Origin of the sequence: Paraglaciecola chathamensis S18K6, from assembly GCA_000314955.1 — a bacterium.
Taxonomy (GTDB): domain Bacteria; phylum Pseudomonadota; class Gammaproteobacteria; order Enterobacterales; family Alteromonadaceae; genus Paraglaciecola; species Paraglaciecola chathamensis.
Genome location: BAEM01000033.1, coordinates 266,135 through 285,338, shown reverse-complemented (window position 1 = coordinate 285,338; position 19,204 = coordinate 266,135). Strand labels below are relative to the sequence as shown.

Below are 19,204 nucleotides of genomic sequence, written 5' to 3'. Positions count from 1 at the left end.
TCATTCACATCAGTTTCCCCAAGCTTTTAGCGTGAAACTGATACTATTGGCTAAAATCAAAGCGACGGATTATAACGAACTACGCGCAGAGATACAGCCCGTTATAGCGCAGTTCGCTTAATTTACCTGAATTGCTTTTGATAGTAGCTGTTTTGGCCGTATTCCTAGCGCTACACCACTGACCAAAAACACCAAACCTGCGCCTGCAATCATGATAGCTAACTGTGTTATTTGCATAGCGGGTGCCCAGCCTAACCAGCTATCAATCTCAGGGCGATAATAGAGTAACCCTGCGGTCATAATTAAAGTGGCTATCAATACTTTGGCGAGAAAAAATAACGTACCAGAAGACATTTTATACACCCCCAAGCGATGCAGTTTGCTGTACAACAACCCCGCGTTCATAGTGGCAGATAAACTCGTTGCTATCGCCAACCCCAAATATCCGAATGGGATAGCGAAAATCAGGTTAAACAGCATGTTAGAGGCCATGCACCAGATACCGTATTTCACCGGTGTTTTAGTATCTTGGCGGGAGAAAAAGCCAGGAGCAAGCACCTTAATAAGCATGAAACTGAGCAACCCAGTGGCATAAGCAATTAGGCTATAAGAGGCAAGCGTCGCATCAAGGGCCGTAAACTCGCCGCGCTTAAATAATACAATCAGCATTGGCTCAGCTAAGATCATCAAACCTGCAGCGGCTGGTATTCCTAATAAACAGACCATGCGCAGCGCCCAATCAATATTTGCACTAAATGCATTTGCATCTTTCGTTACATGATTGCGTGACAGAGTCGGCAAAATTACCGTTGCAATGGCAATACCAAATAAACCTAACGGGAACTCCAATAAACGATCGGAATAATAGAGCCAACTTATGGAGCCGGTTACCAAGAAACTAGCAATAAAAGTATCGAACAATAAATTTAATTGGCCCACTGATACGCCGAACAAGGCAGGTATCATCAGTTTGCGCACTTTGGTGACTTTGGGGTCTGACCATCCCCACTGGGGCTTAACTAATAACCCGGCGCGATACAAAAACGGGAGCTGAAAGGCAAATTGCACTATGCCCCCAATAAATACTCCCCACGCTAAGGCAAATCCAGGCTCGTTGAAGGTATCTGCCATAAAAATAGCACAACTAATAATGGCAACGTTTAATAACACAGGTGTAAACGCAGATACGGCAAATTGATTTAAGGTATTTAATATCGCACCGGTTAAGCCTGCCAATGAAATAAACATCAAATAAGGAAACGTGACCTTCAACATTAGCGCAGCTAATTCGAATTTTGCCCCCTGAGGCTCGTCGTTTAGGTACTCCATAAACCAACCTGTGCCAAATATAGCTGCCACAACAGGCGAGCCAATCACCCCAAAAAAGGTGACCACTGTTACTATTACGCCTAAGGTGCCTGATACTTTCGCAACAAACTGCTTCATTGCATTTGGGTCATCTTCATTGCTGACTTCAGTCAGTACAGGGATAAAGGCCTGAGCGAATGCTCCTTCTGCAAATAAGCGACGTAAAAAATTAGGGATTTTATTTGCAAAGAAGAACACGTCCGCTGCCGCACCTGCGCCCATTAAATTTGCAACCACTACATCTCTGACTAAACCTAAAACGCGAGATAAAAAGGTCATACAACTGACAATTAATCCGGATTTCAACAAACGATTCGACACATGATTTCCTTTAACAAAATAAACAATCCGAATAATTCCGCGCTCATTATGCGCTAAGGCTAATTTAGTTAGAAGCATTCACACAAAAAACTGTTTGCTACATAGGTAAATTACGAGGCGAGCAAAGATAGTTTAGGTTTGTTTGGATTAATTTTGCTTATATACATATTGCCGCTTCGCTCAATCAAGGAACTCAGGTAAACTATTGTTTGGCAGGTGCGAATGCCTATTAACGTCGCCCACTTCGCTGATTGTGAATACGATTCAGATCCAGCATTACGATACCTTGGGAATTAAGTGCTATTTTGCGCAATAAATACGCAAAAGCATTTGACAAACACAGGTCTGATAGGCACAATCCGCACCCTTGAATTTTGACTAGAATTTTTTGGGAGTTCCACTTGGCTAACATTAAGTCTGCTAAGAAACGTGCACTACAATCAGAAAGACGCCGCCAGCACAACGCTAGCCGTCGTTCTATGACACGTACATCTTTGAAAAAAGTACTTGCTGCAATCGCTTCTGGCGATAAAGCATCTGCTCAAGCTGCATTTGCAGCTGCTACACCTTTGATTGACCGCATGGCAACTAAAGGTCTTATCCATAAAAATAAAGCTGCTCGTCATAAGAGCCGTTTGTCTGCACAGATTAAAGCATTAGCTTAATATCTGTTCAGAGTTTTTATTGTCAAAAAAGCGCTTAGGCGCTTTTTTTGTGCCTGTCATTCTTCAGTTTATCTATTCTTTATTTTCTCAAGCGTATTTTGCAGATAACCTGTACCTGCTTACACGTACACAGAAAACTATTTTTCAAAAAGGAATCACATGAAAGCTGCGCTCTTTTACCCAACATTGGCACTTTGCAGTGCATTATTACTAAGTGCTTGTACATCAACCCCACAACAAAGTGCCGTTTCAGCCGACTTAGCACGTCTTAGTGATAGTGCGCTAAAAAGCGAGCTCGCTTATGATGTGGTCAAATCGCTCACCGTAGAAGTGGGGCCGCGAATTGCTGGCAGTGAAGGTGATAAACGTGCAGTTGCCTGGGCAGAAGAAAAATTCAAAGCGCTAGGGTTTGATAAAGTTTACAAAGAGCCTGTGCGTGTAAGAAATTGGTCCCGCGGTATTGCAGATGCAAAAGTTATTGCACCCTATCAGCAAAAACTGTTCATCACTGCGCTAGGCGGCTCAGTGGCCACACCTGAAGGCGGTCTCATTACCCAAGTTGTCATGTTTGACTCACTCGCCTCGTTAAAAAAAGCAGATGCCGCGCAAATTCACGATAAAATCGTGTTTATTAATCAACGCATGCAACGAGATCGCGCAGGTAAAGGATACGGCCCTGTTGTCATTGGTCGCTCGCAAGGTGCTATTGAAGCCGCCAAATTGGGGGCCAAAGCTGTGCTCATTCGCTCAGTAGGCACAGATAATTCGCGCTTTGCTCATACTGGGGTAATGCAATACTCAGATGACGTTGAGAAAATTCCCGCTGGCGCATTATCGAATGCAGACGCTGATAATTTGCAAGCTATGCTTGATGCAGGTAAAGACGTAACCTTAGCCGTAGAAATGCGCGCTAAAGAGCATGGCTGGCAAACATCTTACAATGTTATCGGTGAATTTACTGGTAGTGAGTCGCCAGAAGAAATTGTATTAATCGGTGCTCACTTAGATTCATGGGACGAAGGCACTGGCGCACTTGATGATGGCGCAGGCGTAGGCATAGTGACCGGCGCAGCCAAAATAATCAAAAATGTAATGGGTCAACCAAAACGCACCATTCGTGTGGTTTTGTATGCTTCAGAAGAGTTTGGCTTAACTGGCGCTCAAGAATACACTCGTAAACACAAAGCTGAATTAGGCAATATTATTGTTGCCGCTGAGTCTGATTTTGGCGCAGGTGAGATATACCAAATCGATACGCTTTTTGCTCCAAGTGCTGTACAGCAAGCAAACCCCTTGTTCGAAGCGCTTGAAAATATAGGGGTTAAGCAAGGGCATAACCAAGCTGGTGGTGGGCCTGATGTTTCAATGCTGCCCAAATACGGGGTACCTGTTGTATCGCTTCTGCAAGACGGTACCTTTTATTTTGATTATCACCACACAGCAAACGACACTTTAGATAAGGTTGACCCAAAAGCGCTAGCACAAAATCAAGCGGCCTATGCTCTGCTCGCGTATTTTATGGCAAATAGTGAGGTTGATACACGACCGGCACCTGCAAAAATAGCTAATTCGCATTAATCGTTATAGCATTCCCCAATAACGAAAAAGGCGAGATATCAGTGATATCTCGCCTTTTTTGATTCTTAGCCTTTACTCACTATTAAGCGAACTCATCCGCTAACGGCTCAATGTAAGCTAACGCTTCTTTTTCCGGCTCAAGGGTTTCACAAGCATCAATTTTAAGCATGTCAGCGACCGGCTTACCTTGTAATTCAAGCAATAACTCATGTAGCTGCTCACCTGCCCCGCAGTATGAATCGCAATAACTGCTGTCACCTAATCCTATGACAGCAAAAGGCTTTTGATCCATCAGTGGGAACAGGTCTTTTAAGTCAGAAACAAAAAACTCTAGATTAGGCGGGATATCCCCCTGCCCGGTCGTAGAAGAAATAAAAATATACCCGTCACAACGTTTAAAATCATCCACGCTTGGGTCATCATATATTTCGCTAACCACTTGTTTACCGTTGAGCAATTCTTGTACTTGCTCTGCAACATGTTGGGCGTTACCGTAAACTGAACCAACGAAAATACCTACTTTACTCATTTTTTACTCTTCCATTACTAAATCAAAATTAGTTTACCGATTAATTGAAGGCAGATCTAACTCATCTAACGATGGCACTTCCCAGCCCCACTCCGTCATCAGGGTAGACATCCGCGGATCGAATTCATTCACTATTGCTAGCTTTTCATTACTCATTGGGTGAGTGATACGCATCTGCTGGCAGGTTAATGCCAAACCATTAAACGAAAACTGATCACGCATAAACTTATTGTGCTTGCCGTCACCATGTGTGGTGTCCCCTACAATAGGATGATTAATATGACACATGTGTCTGCGCAATTGGTGTTTGCGCCCCGTTTTTGGGTGCAACTTAACTAACGTATAACGAGCCGACGGATAACGACTAACAGCAAAAGGCAGCTCAAATTGCTTTATCGGCACAAATTCTGTTTGTGCTTCTTGCGGGTCCTTATCTTGATTCGCACGCTTATCTGCAATTTTATCAAGCTTCTCTTTTAAGGCGTAATCAATGAAGCCAGGCGCTTTCACATGCCCCCGTACAATCGCGAAGTATGTTTTAGATACAGTATTGGCAGCAAACTGTTCTCCGAGTAGGCGAGCAATATCCGCTGACAATGCAAACACCAACACTCCCGAAGTAGGCCTATCTAAACGATGAACCGGGAACACATGCTGACCTATTTGGTCACGCAGCAACTGCATGGCAAACTGCGTTTCGTGACGATCAATCATGCTCCTGTGTACCAACAAACCAGCAGGTTTGTGTATAGCCACAATGAATTCATCTTGGTACAAAATCGTTAACATCATAGGGCGTCGTCACTAAATATCAGGTCAATTTTGTTAATGGTATCAAGAATGGCTGTCGTGTATTGGCGGTCGCATTTTAACTCTTTCGCCCACTCCTGAGCCATAGGCAGCAATGTCATGCGCCTGGGTAAAGGCAATTGTGCCTGAAGCAGACGTGTCATCTTGGGTATGAAAATAAACTGCAACCACTGTGCAAAATCCATTCGGTCACATGCAAAAGGCGCTTCGCTTTGCATGGCCCACTCACTTGGTGGTGACACTGACCATTGTTCAGCCCTTTTTAGCTGACTGATGAGCTGATTTAACAACGTCTCTATTTGGACTTCTGAGGCGCTACATGGCATGCTTCCGCTCATATTTATTCATCTCAAATTTGGGTTATTTCCGCTTATTGCGCGGCAGTTTATAGGTAAACATGAATCAAATCAGCTCCATCAGTGAATTTCTTCTTCACGCTCAAACCGAATATCATGTATTTGATATGGGACGCACCATTCGCTCTCTTGATAGCCAAACCTTTCTAAACATAGAAAACGCCAGCGAAGCTGCACCTTACCCTCGTCAAGAACATGCGTGGTTTGGCATCGTATTTTTTAGTCGTCAGTTAAGCCGCGAGCATTATATTTGGTTTGTAAAGTTGCCTTTAGACGAGAAAGGCCTTGTTATCAGCGCAACGCGAAACCACTTTTTACAGATCATTACTGATGCCCTAGGGGCACAATTAGAACGTAACAAAGAAGCCCGAGGGCGCTTACCTGAAAATCCATACACATTTGTACCGAATCAACAGCAGCTCGCTGATTTTAATAGTGTAAGCCGAGGTGTTTTGAAGCTTCCACCAAGCGAATACTATTCAGCTGCTGTGCGCTACATAGCACATCCTCAAGCGCACAATTGGCAAGAAGTTGCCTTACAAGGTATCGCAGATGTCGCAGCCAGCGTGCGTCGCAAAGACGGCGCCCAACTTATTACGGCACATCTATTTGAAACAGCGCCTCAAGTACAACAAGCGTTAATGTCTTCGCTAGAAAACTACCCGCTAGACAAATCTGTCAGCCAGCAGCTTATTGATAATGCAGAACAACACTTTGCCGATTTGTCCCTCATACAATGGACACTACGTGCGTTAAGTCAAAGCGTGGCCAGTACAATAGTTAAAGCCTTCATTCAAAAAATACTTGATTCACAACACAATACAGTACCGGAAATCATGTTGTTGATTGCAGCAAGACACTGGCAATACTTGCAAGATGAAAAAGTATTGCGCCAATATATTGAGCGCCTTGCTTTAATCGATATTGAGCTATGTGCTGATCTTTACAGTGACTTAGTACGAATTCCCAGTGTTCGACCCGCCATGCTTGGCATTATTCGCTGGCAGGACAAAACCTATGCTTTAACACAGGTGATTGGCCATTTATTTAGTGGACAACAAAAATGAATTTATTTGATTTAACCTTGTTCTTAGTGATCCTATTAGTGGTTTTTCAATTTTGGCGCATGCGCGCTATTACAGAAAAGGCCAACCAGCACTTAGCACAATACTGCGACCAGCACGGTTTGCAGCTTATTAGTAATGCCCGACATAAAACGCGGCTCGGTAGCTACAGAGGGAAACTAGATTGGCAGAGTTGTTTTGTGTTTGAGTTTTCTGGCAATGGTGAGAACAGCTATCAAGGTACATTAACCATGGCAGGTAAACATATACTTAAAGTTGATACCCCTGCTTATCGCATTGACTAACACTAAACGCCATACAATAAAAATCAGCTTGTTAGAGACGTCAAAACGAGAGTTTGATTTTAATGGGCTACGAATAGCGGAGTGTAATGGCGAGGCTTTAAAACTGTAAAGGCGCGGCCTGAATTTCTTCAAGCCACGCCTTTACATAAAAATTGAAGGTCCCTCTGTGCGCTCCTTCACAACATCTAACTCACACGATCCTTGTCTTGTCCTTCTGTCACTCATCCTGAATGCGGCACTTATCCCAAGTGTATCCCTTTCCCTATATCACCTTCCTAGGTGAGTGCTGTTGTCCTAACAGCTATCCTTATTGCATCCAATGCGCCTAATTCCCTTTAAGCAACTCTTCCTGAGTTTGTCCCATTCCTTACGCTCAATTGAGCAGCTTTATCCTAAAGCGTCCTTTTCGTCCCTGACCCATTCATCCTAAATGGGCACTCTTCCTGAGTGAGTCCAATTCCTTAACGCCAATGCGCGACTTCATCCTGAAGTATCCTTGTTGTCCCTTAACCATTCATCCTAAATGGGCACTCGTCCTGAGTGGGTCCTTTTCCTTGTTCCCATTTCCAAATGGGTTGCTCATACCGAGCGTTCCTACTTTTCCATGTACAGTTTATCCATTAAACTGTGTTGCTCTCCTGAGCCTGTCCTAGGTCGTCCTTGTGTCTTCCTGACTCGTCGTGTTTCCTTGTGACAGGACAAACTATATAACAATCAAAAACATTTTCGACATGCCTGCGTGACAATTGCGTGACAGTTATTAACCAAAAGTCTAAGAAAATAGAAAATTCATATAAATATCATATAGTTGATTAAAAACCACAGCGATCAACAAGGGAATAAAATGTCTTTGTCCTACACCTTTGTACGAAATCTCTTACAAAGGTGCAGGTCAATTACCTAGACTAGAAATTAACAGAAGAGAATAAATTTAACCTGCTTTTTTAAAAGTTCCCAAAATGGCAATTTAATATGTAATAAAAAGTAATGAATCTGACAATTATTGACGGTCACAAAACATTAAATGGCCAGTGATATGGCCTGTCTCCAGCGCCTCAAGCATTTTATATTGCCCATCTTCAAAAAAAGACAAACATTTAGGTAAGGTCACATAAACGCCTATTCCTTCGCTGCTGGCGTCTTCTTTCATCACGCCATCAATGGCACTCATTAATACGTGGCCTAAACCGTAGTGCTGATAATCAGGGTGCACGCCTATAAATGACAACATGTGATAACGCTGGGCCGGAATGTGTTCACGCACCTTTTGTTCTTTATCGACCATTTGCTTGGTACCAAAGTAGCCAGCAGTTAGCAGCATTTTGAGTCGCCAATGCCAAAAGCGGCTAGGCCCGAATTCGGCATCAGGGCCGATTAAGCATGCCACGGCTAAAAGACGATTATTATCGAACAGGCCGATCATAGGCTGCCGAGCCTGCCAGAATGCATTCAACTCTTCACGAATGGCTGAGCGTAAACGTGATTCGTACCCTTCTTTATTAACCTGAAAGATATCCATAAACAAAGGGTCATCGTGGTATGCCTGGTACAAAATAGATGCAGCGATTTTTAAATCTTCCGCGGCTAAATAGATTGCTTTGATGTTATCCATATCAGGGGCGACAACGGCTTGAGATAATGGCATGCTGATCTCTCCTAGGAGGTTTTAATTCTCATTACATTTCCATAATACATGTTAATATTTTGTAAAACGACAATTAAGTCAATCATAAACCATTAAAATATCAGGAGTATTCAATGGAAAATTATCACACAACTATGGGTGACCTCTTCGAACAGTTGGGATTAAGTGGTCAAGAAGGTGATGTTGAAGCTTTCATTGAAACGCACAAGGGGTTGCGTCAGGGAGTACACATAGAAGACGCTGAGTTTTGGTCAAAGGCACAAGCTGAATTTATTCGAAATGCATTGTTAGAAGATGCAGAGTGGGCCGAGTTAATTGACCAGTTAAATACGCGAATACGCTAAGATTACCATTGTCGCTTCACACCATGCGCTACGTGCATGGTGTGTTGCGAATTGCGAGTGACTACTGACTCAACATACCAAGTGCAGAATCCCCCCACCCTACAAGTTGATCATTCTTTAACACTAAAGGTGTGCATTCATCTTTCGTGGTTACGCCATCGTCGTCCATGCGCTGGGTTCGATAATATAAAACGTGGTACTGATCGTCACCTTTCTTAACGAATTCACTGAAATCGGCTACGCCCATGCGATCCATTACTTCACCTGTCGTTAAATTCGGCTGTAATCGAGCGACTTCTTTTCGATTATGTTTTTCCTGCTTTTGCCAATCAGACTGATATCCATCGTGACCGTCAACGGAAATAACACACCCAGATAACAATAAAGATAACCCAAAGGCTCCCGCAAGAATAAGTGGCTTCATAGTAAACTCCTGTTTTTGTTTATTTTTAAATTGTGCTGAAGTAAGTACATTTAGTATTCATTTACACAGGTATATACAAAATTAAAGCCAAAAATATATCTATTTGATTTTAAAGGCTATTTTTTATTTACAATAATAATCTTCTGATGTTTAATAGTCGTTATCACTATATTTTCGCTGAATTGACCAAACTATGACAAACCGATTATCTGAGGTTATTGCTCTGTGCCAAACGTTATCAAAAGAAGGTAAAAAACCCAGTGTAGGGTTAGTTAGAAGTCGAGCAGGAGGAAAACTTTCTATTCCAGAAGCCATTAAGGGTATTCAAAGCTGGCAAGCTCAACCCGATCAAACCGTTGAGCAATTGAATCCGACAGAAAAAACTGACGAAGCACCCGCAACATTAGAGGCCAGAGTTGCCTCTTTAGAAAAACAGGTGCTTGAACTAACCCAGCGCTTGGCGCACTTGACTTATACCAATTCCATTAAGTAGCCCGTTAGTCAGCAACAGCTGGTTCAATTTCAGTCAAAAACGTTGCTAGGTTTGCCGATATCTGCTCTTTTGGCTGCAAACCCACTTGTTCTAACATCACAGCGCCAGTTTGGTTTTCTACGCTAAGAATAAAGTCTTCTTCGTCTGTTAATGCGATAAATACGGTCTCTGGCTGGCGCAAGCGCCGTTTCATCAAAATATGCCCGACAATATTCTGCTGAAGGCGGTCAAAATCCTCTGCGTTCCACGCTTGCAATATTTGCAATTTACCGCTTGGGTGTTTTGCCACTATATTATCGCTCCAGTAGCGAGAATAAAACTGAACGAGACTAGGGTGCAACTCTATGTCCAAGGCATCATTGAGCGCGTCAAAATCAGCTGCGTGTTCTCGAACTTTCGGTTGCCATGATACAAGATCCCCACTTTGGCTATTTTCGGTTGCTTGATAACACACCGATGGCCAATCAGGGTCAAACTCAATAGAAGTAAGTTCACAATGATCCGCTGAAAAGGCCACAAAACGCGCCATAAAATCATCTAGCGCTTGATTTACCATTGAACTCATACGATTCGCTCTTCGTTGGTATTAAATGGCGAGTAATGTAGCATTAATTTGGGCTCATCTTCTGATAAAATGTTCCTTCACCTAATGTATTCTATCCCTATTCAGCTAATCACCTTGAGGCTCTTACAATGCAAGATAAAACACTTCCTTCTGATGTTCTAAGCTCCTTAACATTAGGTAAAGCAACCCAATATAAAGAGCATTACAGCCCCGATTTATTGCAAGGCGTGCCGCGCAGTTTAAATCGTGACGAGCTCAATTTAGGTGATACCTTGCCCTTTAAAGGTGTCGATCGCTGGAATGGCTATGAATTGTCTTGGCTTAATTTAAAAGGTAAACCGCAAGTCGCCATTTTACGGTGTGAAGTGCCCTGCGAGTCAGTCAATTTGATCGAGTCAAAGTCGTTTAAATTGTACCTAAATAGTTTTAATCAAAGCAAAGTTGAGTCCATTCTTCATGTGCAAAAAATGATCAGCAAAGATCTGTCCGCGTGTGCTGGTTTACCGGTAAATGTGCAGCTTTATGCTCGCGAGGCTTTTCCTGGCTTGCACCTTGGTACGCTCGAAGCACAATGTATTGATGATTTGGACATTGCAATTGATAACTATGAATTAGAGCCTTCAATCCTGCGGGTTGAAGAAAGTGAAGTGCAAGAAACGCTTTGCAGTCACTTGTTAAAATCTAACTGCTTGATCACTAATCAACCTGATTGGGGCAGCGTATTAATTCGTTATCACGGCCGGAAAATTGACCAGGAAAGCGTATTGCGTTATTTAATATCGTTTCGCCAGCACAACGAATTTCACGAGCAGTGTGTTGAGCGTATTTTTAGTGACATCATGAAATTCTGTAAACCACAGAAACTGACTGTCTATGCCCGTTATACCCGACGTGGTGGATTGGATATAAATCCATTTAGAAGTAACTTTGAAACTATTTACCCTGAGCTACGTTTAGCTCGCCAATAAAACACGTATTGAGATATGTAGCGTTTACTTTCTCTTGTTGCATATCAATGCTGTTTTCATTTAAGGAATTCAATGAAAAGTATTCAGTTAAATCCCCTTGGGGCAATGAGTCAGTTATCCAAATTAGAAGTTGATAAGCTTAATCAATCTGCTGATAGCCAGCTGTATTATTTATTTCGTAGTTGTTGCTTAGCCGTATTAAACAGCGGCGCTGAGACTGACAACTGCGAAAACCTATTTGATGAAAATGAACAGTTTGATATCAAACTAATTAGTCGCGAACGGGGCGTAAAAATCGAATTAGTGAACCCGCCCGCCATTGCATTCGTAGATGACAGATTGATCAAAGGTGTACATGAACACTTGTTTTCGGTTCTTCGTGACCTGCTGCACATGGGTGAAAGCTTCAACGGTGCTGAATTTCCAGGTGTGTCTGAGTCGGCTTATATCACTCACAAAGTTTTTGACATGATGCGCAACGCGCAGACCATCAAAAACACAGCCGAGCTTAACTTAGTGGTGTGTTGGGGCGGTCACTCAATTGGCGAAACCGAATACCAATACACCAAAGAAGTCGGCTACCAACTTGGACTGCGTGAACTGAATATATGCACAGGTTGCGGTCCCGGGGCAATGAAAGGCCCAATGAAAGGAGCAACCATAGGTCACGCAAAACAGCGCTACCGTAATGGGCGCTATCTGGGCGTCACTGAACCCAGTATTATTGCTGCTGAGCCCCCTAATGCTATCGTAAATGAACTGGTTATCATGCCTGACATTGAAAAACGCTTAGAAGCATTTGTTCGTATGTCCCATGCCATTATTGTATTTCCAGGCGGCGCAGGTACAGCTGAAGAGCTATTGTATTTGTTAGGGCTAATGTTAAACGAGCAAAATAAAGAGCAAGTGCTGCCCATTATTCTCACCGGCCCTAAGGTTTGTGAAGGGTACTTTAGTGCCATCGATAGATTTATTGGTGCAACGCTGGGCGAAGAAGCGCAATCACTGTATGAAATTATTGTGGATGACCCGACTCGCGTGGCCCAAACCATTAATGAAAAGCGAGCCGATGTACGCGCCTATCGTAAAGCAAAAGGTGACTCTTTTGACTTTAACTGGTCACTCAAAATTGAACAGGAGTTTCAGGTTCCGTTTGTTCCCACGCACGCCAGTATGAGCGGGTTGAATTTGCATTTTGATCAACCTAAAGCTGAGCTAGCGGCAAACCTGCGCAAGGCTTTTTCTGGCATAGTCGCAGGTAATGTAAAAGCGGAAGGCGTGAAACTTATACGCGAACAAGGACCGTTTAAACTTGATGGTGACCGAGAATTGATGGCGTTGATGGACGAGCTACTGCAATCTTTCGTCGTACAACAAAGAATGAAACTTCCTGGCAGCGAATACGTGCCTTGTTACGAAATTATGTAAAAAAATAAATCTGGGCGTGGTATTTTTATTCAGCACGATAAAATCTCGCTCAGATTTTCAACATTTATACTGACAGAACACAAAAAATGAATAAAAAAATAGTGACGCGTATAGGTATTGGGGTTGCGCTATATGGCGTATTCGTAGCCGCAGTACTGCTGTTTTACCCTGATAACGCCCAAGACATGGACTGGAAAGATCGCGAAGAGTACAACAAGGTACAAGTTGCAAAGCTTGAACTAGGTCAAACTAAGCAGCAAATAGTGGCACTACTCGGTGGCCCAGATATTAGTGAAGCAAAGAGAACGGGCGACGATACATACCAAGTCATGTTCTTTCGCACCCAACACGTCAAATCAGACGGTATCACCACGCAAGATGAGTGCACTGCGCTTCTGCTGCAAAATGACGAATTGATCGGATGGGGTGAGAGTGCCTACCAAGATTATTTATCTCTCTAAGGCGTACTCGCTCTGTGCCTGACCGCTTGATTAAACAGCAGTATCAGAGTTTATATACCCTGCTTGCACAATATCATAAAACGCCTTTACCTAATGATATTGTGCAGCAAACCTTAAATTTTAATAACCAGCTACTAAGTGCAATCAAACAACACCCTGAACTCATTTTTGCACAAATTCACCTGTATAAGTCGTCACTTGCGCATACGTATAACGTCGCATTTAGTACTTGCCTTTTTACCGCACTAATATGTATTCGTAATCGCTTTAACGAAACAACAACACTGCAATTAATGTGCGCCGCCATTAGCCTGTTTGCCTTTGACGCGCCACGTAAAACCAAACCTACAACGCCAGAATCAGTCGCACCGAAACATCAATTGAATAAAACGTTTTGCCGTATGTTGACTGAATATCAACAAGCGGTTTGGCTTCGCGGCTACCGGCAGGTTCAATGGTTAGAGAGTGACCTTAAACAACACCTGAAGCATTTGTCGAATACCTCAGCGGACGTAACGGTTTTAGTCATAGCTGCGCGTTTGACTTTGCTTTTACATCAACAAAACTCAAAAACGCCTTTGAGCTTTCCAAATGCCTTACGCCAGATAATACAAAATACACCGGGCACGACACAATCGCTGCTTGAACCTCTAATGTCTTACCCAGGCACTGCGCCACCAGGGGTATTTGTAATGATAGAAGATGGTTCATTAGCTGTTGTTGTAGCGGTGTTAGAGGGCAGCGTTTTGTGTTTTCCGCAACACTCCGCTCAGCGCCCCAGTACGCACAGTACGTATTTTTCAGTGGATATAGAGCACATTAAACGCGTATACCCTGCTCAAGCGCTTAAACAACTGAGCAAAATGCAAACTTGGTGGGGTGATGCGTGGCAACAACAGGTGCAAGAAGCGACAACAAAGCCCCTATCCCCTTTTACCCAAAGTTATAAAATGGACCGCCCACCAGCGACGTTAGTTGCTATCCAAAGCCAGTTAAACAAACCTGTTCAAGACATCAAAAAGCTAAGTACGGCAGTCGCACGTGAGCCATCATTCGCCCAGCATTTACGCCAAACGGCGACACAAAGCAGCCGCCAGAAATTACCCATGAAAGACATACAACATGGTCTGATGATGCATGGGTTTGAACGCTCCGGTAGCATCATTATGCAGCAAGCTTTGCTGAGCCGTTTAAACCAACATTACTTTCCATTGCAGCATGCGTTTATCAATTTCGTCCAGCTGCGCGGACACATTGCTAGCGCTTTAGCAAAAGCAGCTGATTTAGGGATCCCCGAACAAGCCTGCACGTTGTCGTATTTTGCCAGTGTAGGGCTATTCATTCATACCCAGCTAAAGATTCAAACTCAGTGGCGAAAGGCCGATACGAATACCTATGACATGGCCTCGTTAATACGCTGCGTAAAGCCTGATCAGCTGCGTATTCACCCAGTATCAATGGCACAAGCATGGCAGCAACCGCGTCACGAAATTGTCGCGTTGAAGCATTATCATGAAGCGCATTATTTAGACGAGAACACCCCCAATACGTCAGTTAAACTAGCCGCACTTTTAGGGTTAAGTTTAATCATCGCCAGAGAGCTGTACTTCAGTACATCACCACTGTGCGTACAAAGTCAGCACTATTGGCAAAGCGCAAGCAAGGTATTAAAAGTAAAGGAGCAAGAGCTTAATGAAATCAAACAGCAAGCTTATTCAATTTGTCACAGCTACTCACCTGTATAAAACCGCGTTACAGCTTATCACAGCTGGCTTTAAGCGCCGTTTCGTGGTATAAATCGAGCCCTAAAAATAATGGCCGTTAGGCTTTTTAATCATCACCTCAATAGCTGCATTCATAGCAGTACTCGACAGGCATTATTGACGCCTAAACGTCAGTATAAAATTTAACAGTAAGGATTATTTTATGACTAAGCAACGCATTACAGTCATTCGCGGAGACGGCATCGGCCCGGATATTATTGACTCAGCTCTGCAAATTTTAGACAAAGTAGGCTGCGATTTTGTGTATGATTTCGCCGATGCAGGTTTAGTTGCGCTAGAAAATCACGGTGAGCTTCTTCCTGAAGAAACACTTGGTCTTATCGCGAAGAATAAAGTAACGCTAAAAGGCCCATTAACCACGCCCGTTGGTGAAGGCTTCACTTCAATCAACGTTAGCCTACGTAAAAAATTCCAGCTGTATGCTAACTTACGCCCTGTATTGTCCTTTAAAGGAACGAAAGCACGCTACGAAGATATCGACATCGTTACTGTGCGCGAAAACACCGAAGGTATGTATTCTGGTTTAGGCCAAGTGGTTTCTGACGATGGTAATGAAGCTGAAGCGAAAAGCCTTATTACACGCGCCGGTGCTGAACGTATTTTGACCTATGCTTATGAAATGGCAATCCGAGATGGTCGCAAAAAAGTAACAGCAGTGCACAAAGCCAATATCTTAAAGTCTACTTCTGGCTTGTTCCTTAAAGTTGCGCGTGAAGTTGCACAGCGTTACCCACAAATCGAATCATCAGAAATGATTGTTGATAACTGCTGTATGCAGCTTGTTATGAATCCTCATCAGTTCGACGTTATTGTAACAACTAACTTGTTTGGTGACATTTTATCAGACCTATGTGCAGGTTTAGTAGGCGGCCTTGGTATGGCGCCGGGTGCTAACATTGGGCAAGACTGCGCAATTTTTGAAGCTGTTCATGGCTCAGCGCCTGATATTGCAGGCAAAAACCTAGCTAACCCGACCTCAGTTATTTTGGCTTCAATTCAAATGCTTGAATATCTGAACATGGGTGAGCAAGCTGAAAAAATTCGCTATGCACTAAAACAAGTCATCGAATCTGGTGACCGCACCACGCGTGATCTAGGTGGCGAACACGGCACCAGTGACTTTACCCAAGCGATGTTAGAACGCTTATAAACGACAATTTTCATTTATATTAAAGGTGGCTCAACTGAGCCACCTTTTTTTTGGCCATTTATAATCAGCCCCATTTCTTTACCTTCTTTAAAAGCGCTACTAGGCTTACTGCTGTGCAAATGCACCAATATGGATCAACTAAACAAGGAGTTTCATTATGAAGAAGTTTATCGCTACCCTATTTTTTGCAGGTGTTTTAATGACTGGCTTTATAGGCAACGTTGTTGCTGAGGCCAAAGTAGACAAAAGCAGTGTCTCGCAAATGAAGTCGCAAAAAATCAATTTGAATACGGCTACGGCCGAGCAGTTAGTCACATTGCCAGGTATAGGTAAGAAAAAAGCGGCGGCTATCATCGCTTATCGAGACAAAAGTGGTAAGTTCACTAAGGTGAGCGAGCTTACGAATGTTAAAGGTATAGGCAAAAAGATGGTGGCTAAACTTACTGACCGTGTTCAGGTCAAATAACCGTTAGCTAACACAAGGCACCAAAAAGCCCCGTGATGGAAAACATCACGGGGCTTTTCATTTAATAAAATGTAGTTATTTCACAAGTGTTTGTAAAAACTCATTAAACTCAGTGCCTAATTCAGGGTGACGCATCGCATATTCAACGTTTGCCTTCATGTAGCCTAGTTTACTACCACAGTCATGGCTTTTGCCTTTCATGTAGTAAGCATCAACTTGTTCGGTCTGCATTAGCGAATCAATGGCGTCTGTTAGCTGAATTTCATCACCTGCACCAGGCGTGGTTTTGGCTAATAGATCCCAGATTTTTTCTGACAATACGTAACGACCAACAACCGCTAAATCAGATGGGGCATCTGAAAGGTTAGGCTTTTCAACCATGCCATGCATTTTAGCTGAATCACCAGGCGACAATTGCGCACCGTCTAAATCAACGATACCGTATTTGCTGATGTCTTCCTGAGGAACACTTTCCACCATGATCTGACTAACTTGGCTAGTGTTAAACTTAGCTGTCATATCGGCGAGGTTATCCTTCTTAGGATTACACGTGCCTTCATCCACGATAACGTCAGGTAATACAACTGCGAAAGGCGCATCACCCACCATAGGACGAGCACATAACACAGCGTGACCTAAGCCTTTAGCAACGCCTTGACGTACGTGCATGATCGTAACGTCTTTTGGGCAAATCGCTTGTACAGCTTCAAGAAGCTGACGCTTAACACGTTTTTCCAATGTGGCTTCAAGCTCAAAACTGGTATCAAAGTGGTTTTCGATACTGTTTTTACTGGCATGAGTCACTAAGATAATTTCTTTTATACCCGCGTTTACACATTCAGACACCACGTATTGAATAAGTGGTTTATCAACAACTGGCAGCATTTCCTTTGGAATTGCTTTGGTTGCTGGCAACATGCGTGTTCCAAGTCCTGCTACTGGTATAACGGCTTTCTTTACTTGACTCATTTTATTGTCCTTTTACTGATAATCCACGACCTATTGCATAGTAATGCAAGCCGTATTCCAACATCTTGTTGGGTTCAAATAAATTCCGTCCATCAAAAATCAATGGGGTCGAAAGCTTCTCTTTGATTAACTCAAAATCTGGTGCACGGAACGCTTGCCATTCAGTACAAATCACCAAGAAGTCAGCGCCATTAAGGGCTGATTCTTTGGTACCAACTAAATCTAAATCGTCTCGGCTACCGTAAATACGTTGAGTTTCTTCCATTGCTTCAGGATCATATGCTTTGACCTTAGCGCCGGCTTTCCACAAGTTTTCCATTAATACGCGGCTTGATGCTTCACGCATATCATCGGTATTGGGTTTGAAAGACAAGCCCCAAATAGCCACGGTTTTGCCTTTCACGTCGCCACCAAAATGACGCATGATGTATTCGAATAACTTCTCTTTCTGCGCGTAGTTCACTTCTTCTACGGCTTCTAATACTTTCGCTGTGTAGCCAACACCCGTTGCACTGCGAACAAGCGCTTGAACGTCTTTAGGGAAACATGAACCACCGTAACCACAACCAGGGTAAATAAACTGATAACCGATACGCGGGTCTGAACCGATACCACGGCGCACATTTTCAATATCTGCACCCATTAGCTCAGCTAGATTAGACATTTCATTCATGAAACTAATTTTTGTCGCAAGCATACAGTTAGCTGCATACTTAGTTAGCTCTGCACTTTTAATATCCATCACAATAATTTTGTCATGGTTACGGTTAAACGGTGAGTAAAGCTCGCGTAGTTTTTTCTCAGCGGATTCACTCTGGGTACCGATGATGATGCGATCAGGACGCATGCAATCATTTACCGCAGCACCTTCTTTTAAGAACTCAGGGTTAGACACCACATCAAATGTAACGCTCTTACCAAGTGATTCAAGGGTCTCTGTCACTTTGGCACTTACTTTATCTGCTGTCCCTACCGGTACAGTCGACTTATTAATAATGATTTTGTGCGAGTCCATATGCTCAGCAATGGTTTTCGCCACAGACAACACATATTTCAAATCCGCTGAGCCGTCTTCATCTGGTGGGGTTCCAACAGCGATAAAAATAACGTCTCCGTGCTCTACGCCGCGTGCAGCATCTGTAGTGAAGTCAACTCGGCCGGCTTCATAGTTACTTGTCACCAAAGGCGTTAAGCCTGGCTCATAGATGGGTATGTGACCTTGCTTTAATCTGTCGACCTTATTTTGATCTACATCAATACAAACCACATCGTGACCCACTTCAGCCATAACCGCAGCTTGGACTAAACCAACATAACCAATCCCAAATACTGTAACTTTCATCGAAATACTATTCCTTAAATTTTAATTGCAGGCATATACTAGCGCCCAATTATGACAAACATTTGATCCAATCAGCATAAGCAATTTCAATGCCTAAGCGCAAACAATACGCTTGTAGAGCAGTTAGCCCCTTCAGCTGTCTTTTTTTCGCGACTAATCTTACATTTTA

The 19,204-nt window shown here is 43.2% G+C and carries 21 protein-coding genes; 12 read left to right on the top strand and 9 right to left on the bottom strand.

Annotated features, from left to right (window positions below; translation table 11 throughout):
• Nucleotides 1-117 precede the first annotated feature (117 nt).
• Nucleotides 118-1,689, bottom strand: coding sequence for a murein biosynthesis integral membrane protein MurJ (gene murJ, locus GCHA_RS12295; protein WP_039992390.1), 1,572 nt, complete (start codon nucleotides 1,687-1,689; stop codon nucleotides 118-120).
• 401 nt (nucleotides 1,690-2,090) lie between these two features.
• Between murJ and rpsT the strand changes: the two genes are divergently transcribed.
• Together rpsT and GCHA_RS12285 are read left to right on the top strand one after the other, a co-directional pair.
• The gene (rpsT, locus tag GCHA_RS12290) at nucleotides 2,091-2,354 is read left to right on the top strand and encodes a 30S ribosomal protein S20 (RefSeq protein ID WP_006993166.1); all 264 of its coding nucleotides are present in this window, start codon (nucleotides 2,091-2,093) and stop codon (nucleotides 2,352-2,354) included.
• Between the two features lie 159 nt (nucleotides 2,355-2,513).
• The gene (locus GCHA_RS12285) at nucleotides 2,514-3,932 is read left to right on the top strand and encodes a M28 family peptidase (protein WP_007988624.1); all 1,419 of its coding nucleotides are present in this window, start codon (nucleotides 2,514-2,516) and stop codon (nucleotides 3,930-3,932) included.
• Nucleotides 3,933-4,014: 82 nt separating this feature from the next.
• Here GCHA_RS12285 and GCHA_RS12280 read toward each other — a convergent pair whose 3' ends face one another.
• From GCHA_RS12280 to GCHA_RS12270, 3 genes are read right to left on the bottom strand one after another with little or no spacing between them, the layout of a single operon-like run.
• Entirely contained in the window at nucleotides 4,015-4,461 is a 447-nt protein-coding gene (locus GCHA_RS12280) for a flavodoxin domain-containing protein (protein WP_007988623.1), read from the bottom strand.
• Between the two features lie 33 nt (nucleotides 4,462-4,494).
• Nucleotides 4,495-5,253: a tRNA pseudouridine(65) synthase TruC gene (gene truC / locus GCHA_RS12275; protein WP_039992387.1), complete on the bottom strand. Its 759-nt coding sequence runs from the start codon at nucleotides 5,251-5,253 to the stop codon at nucleotides 4,495-4,497.
• On the bottom strand, nucleotides 5,250-5,597 hold the full coding sequence (locus GCHA_RS12270) for a YqcC family protein (RefSeq protein ID WP_039992385.1): 348 nt from the start codon (nucleotides 5,595-5,597) through the stop codon (nucleotides 5,250-5,252). The genes truC and GCHA_RS12270 overlap by 4 nt, the downstream gene beginning before the upstream one ends.
• Nucleotides 5,598-5,668: 71 nt before the next feature.
• Between GCHA_RS12270 and GCHA_RS12265 the strand changes: the two genes are divergently transcribed.
• Both GCHA_RS12265 and GCHA_RS12260 read left to right on the top strand, forming a co-directional pair.
• A complete protein-coding gene (locus tag GCHA_RS12265; RefSeq protein ID WP_007988620.1) occupies nucleotides 5,669-6,694 on the top strand; it encodes a DUF3549 family protein in 1,026 nt (341 codons plus the stop codon).
• Nucleotides 6,691-6,996, top strand: a complete 306-nt coding sequence (locus GCHA_RS12260) for a DUF3301 domain-containing protein (protein WP_007988619.1) — start codon at nucleotides 6,691-6,693, stop codon at nucleotides 6,994-6,996. The genes GCHA_RS12265 and GCHA_RS12260 overlap by 4 nt, the downstream gene beginning before the upstream one ends.
• A gap of 1,000 nt (nucleotides 6,997-7,996) precedes the next feature.
• Here GCHA_RS12260 and GCHA_RS12255 read toward each other — a convergent pair.
• The gene (locus GCHA_RS12255) at nucleotides 7,997-8,641 is read right to left on the bottom strand and encodes a hypothetical protein (RefSeq protein ID WP_007988617.1); all 645 of its coding nucleotides are present in this window, start codon (nucleotides 8,639-8,641) and stop codon (nucleotides 7,997-7,999) included.
• A gap of 113 nt (nucleotides 8,642-8,754) precedes the next feature.
• On the opposite strand from GCHA_RS12255, the gene GCHA_RS12250 reads away from it, so the two are divergent.
• Nucleotides 8,755-8,985: a DUF2789 family protein gene (locus tag GCHA_RS12250; protein ID WP_007988615.1), complete on the top strand. Its 231-nt coding sequence runs from the start codon at nucleotides 8,755-8,757 to the stop codon at nucleotides 8,983-8,985.
• Nucleotides 8,986-9,046: 61 nt separating this feature from the next.
• On the opposite strand, the gene GCHA_RS12245 is transcribed toward GCHA_RS12250, so the two are convergent.
• Nucleotides 9,047-9,409 (bottom strand): DUF3192 domain-containing protein, encoded by a 363-nt coding sequence (locus GCHA_RS12245; RefSeq protein ID WP_007988614.1) that lies wholly within the window; start codon nucleotides 9,407-9,409, stop codon nucleotides 9,047-9,049.
• 193 nt (nucleotides 9,410-9,602) lie between these two features.
• Here GCHA_RS12245 and GCHA_RS12240 point away from each other — a divergent pair, with 193 nt between their 5' ends.
• Nucleotides 9,603-9,902 carry a hypothetical protein gene (locus GCHA_RS12240; protein WP_007988612.1) on the top strand — a complete coding sequence of 100 codons (300 nt, stop codon included), beginning with the start codon at nucleotides 9,603-9,605 and terminating at the stop codon, nucleotides 9,900-9,902.
• Nucleotides 9,903-9,906: 4 nt separating this feature from the next.
• Here the strand turns inward: GCHA_RS12240 and syd are convergent, their stop codons facing one another.
• On the bottom strand, nucleotides 9,907-10,467 hold the full coding sequence (syd, locus tag GCHA_RS12235; protein ID WP_193362830.1) for a SecY-interacting protein: 561 nt from the start codon (nucleotides 10,465-10,467) through the stop codon (nucleotides 9,907-9,909).
• A gap of 128 nt (nucleotides 10,468-10,595) precedes the next feature.
• Here syd and queF point away from each other — a divergent pair, with 128 nt between their 5' ends.
• The 6 genes from queF to GCHA_RS12205 all read left to right on the top strand — a co-directional run bounded on the left by queF (nucleotide 10,596) and on the right by GCHA_RS12205 (nucleotide 16,724).
• Complete coding sequence (gene queF, locus GCHA_RS12230) at nucleotides 10,596-11,435, top strand: NADPH-dependent 7-cyano-7-deazaguanine reductase QueF (protein WP_007988607.1); 840 nt, start codon at nucleotides 10,596-10,598, stop codon at nucleotides 11,433-11,435.
• A gap of 72 nt (nucleotides 11,436-11,507) precedes the next feature.
• The gene (gene ppnN / locus GCHA_RS12225) at nucleotides 11,508-12,863 is read left to right on the top strand and encodes a nucleotide 5'-monophosphate nucleosidase PpnN (RefSeq protein ID WP_007988603.1); all 1,356 of its coding nucleotides are present in this window, start codon (nucleotides 11,508-11,510) and stop codon (nucleotides 12,861-12,863) included.
• A gap of 86 nt (nucleotides 12,864-12,949) precedes the next feature.
• On the top strand, nucleotides 12,950-13,324 hold the full coding sequence (locus GCHA_RS12220; protein WP_007988601.1) for a DUF3192 domain-containing protein: 375 nt from the start codon (nucleotides 12,950-12,952) through the stop codon (nucleotides 13,322-13,324).
• 14 nt (nucleotides 13,325-13,338) lie between these two features.
• Complete coding sequence (locus tag GCHA_RS12215) at nucleotides 13,339-15,069, top strand: hypothetical protein (protein ID WP_007988599.1); 1,731 nt, start codon at nucleotides 13,339-13,341, stop codon at nucleotides 15,067-15,069.
• Nucleotides 15,070-15,250: 181 nt separating this feature from the next.
• The gene (locus GCHA_RS12210; protein ID WP_007988597.1) at nucleotides 15,251-16,258 is read left to right on the top strand and encodes an isocitrate dehydrogenase; all 1,008 of its coding nucleotides are present in this window, start codon (nucleotides 15,251-15,253) and stop codon (nucleotides 16,256-16,258) included.
• Between the two features lie 157 nt (nucleotides 16,259-16,415).
• On the top strand, nucleotides 16,416-16,724 hold the full coding sequence (locus GCHA_RS12205; RefSeq protein ID WP_007988593.1) for a ComEA family DNA-binding protein: 309 nt from the start codon (nucleotides 16,416-16,418) through the stop codon (nucleotides 16,722-16,724).
• A 75-nt stretch (nucleotides 16,725-16,799) separates the two neighbouring features.
• Here the strand turns inward: GCHA_RS12205 and galU are convergent, their stop codons facing one another.
• Nucleotides 16,800-17,693 (bottom strand): UTP--glucose-1-phosphate uridylyltransferase GalU, encoded by an 894-nt coding sequence (galU, locus tag GCHA_RS12200; RefSeq protein ID WP_007988591.1) that lies wholly within the window; start codon nucleotides 17,691-17,693, stop codon nucleotides 16,800-16,802.
• Nucleotide 17,694: 1 nt separating this feature from the next.
• On the bottom strand, nucleotides 17,695-19,035 hold the full coding sequence (locus GCHA_RS12195; RefSeq protein WP_007988590.1) for a UDP-glucose dehydrogenase family protein: 1,341 nt from the start codon (nucleotides 19,033-19,035) through the stop codon (nucleotides 17,695-17,697).
• Nucleotides 19,036-19,204: the final 169 nt, after the last annotated feature.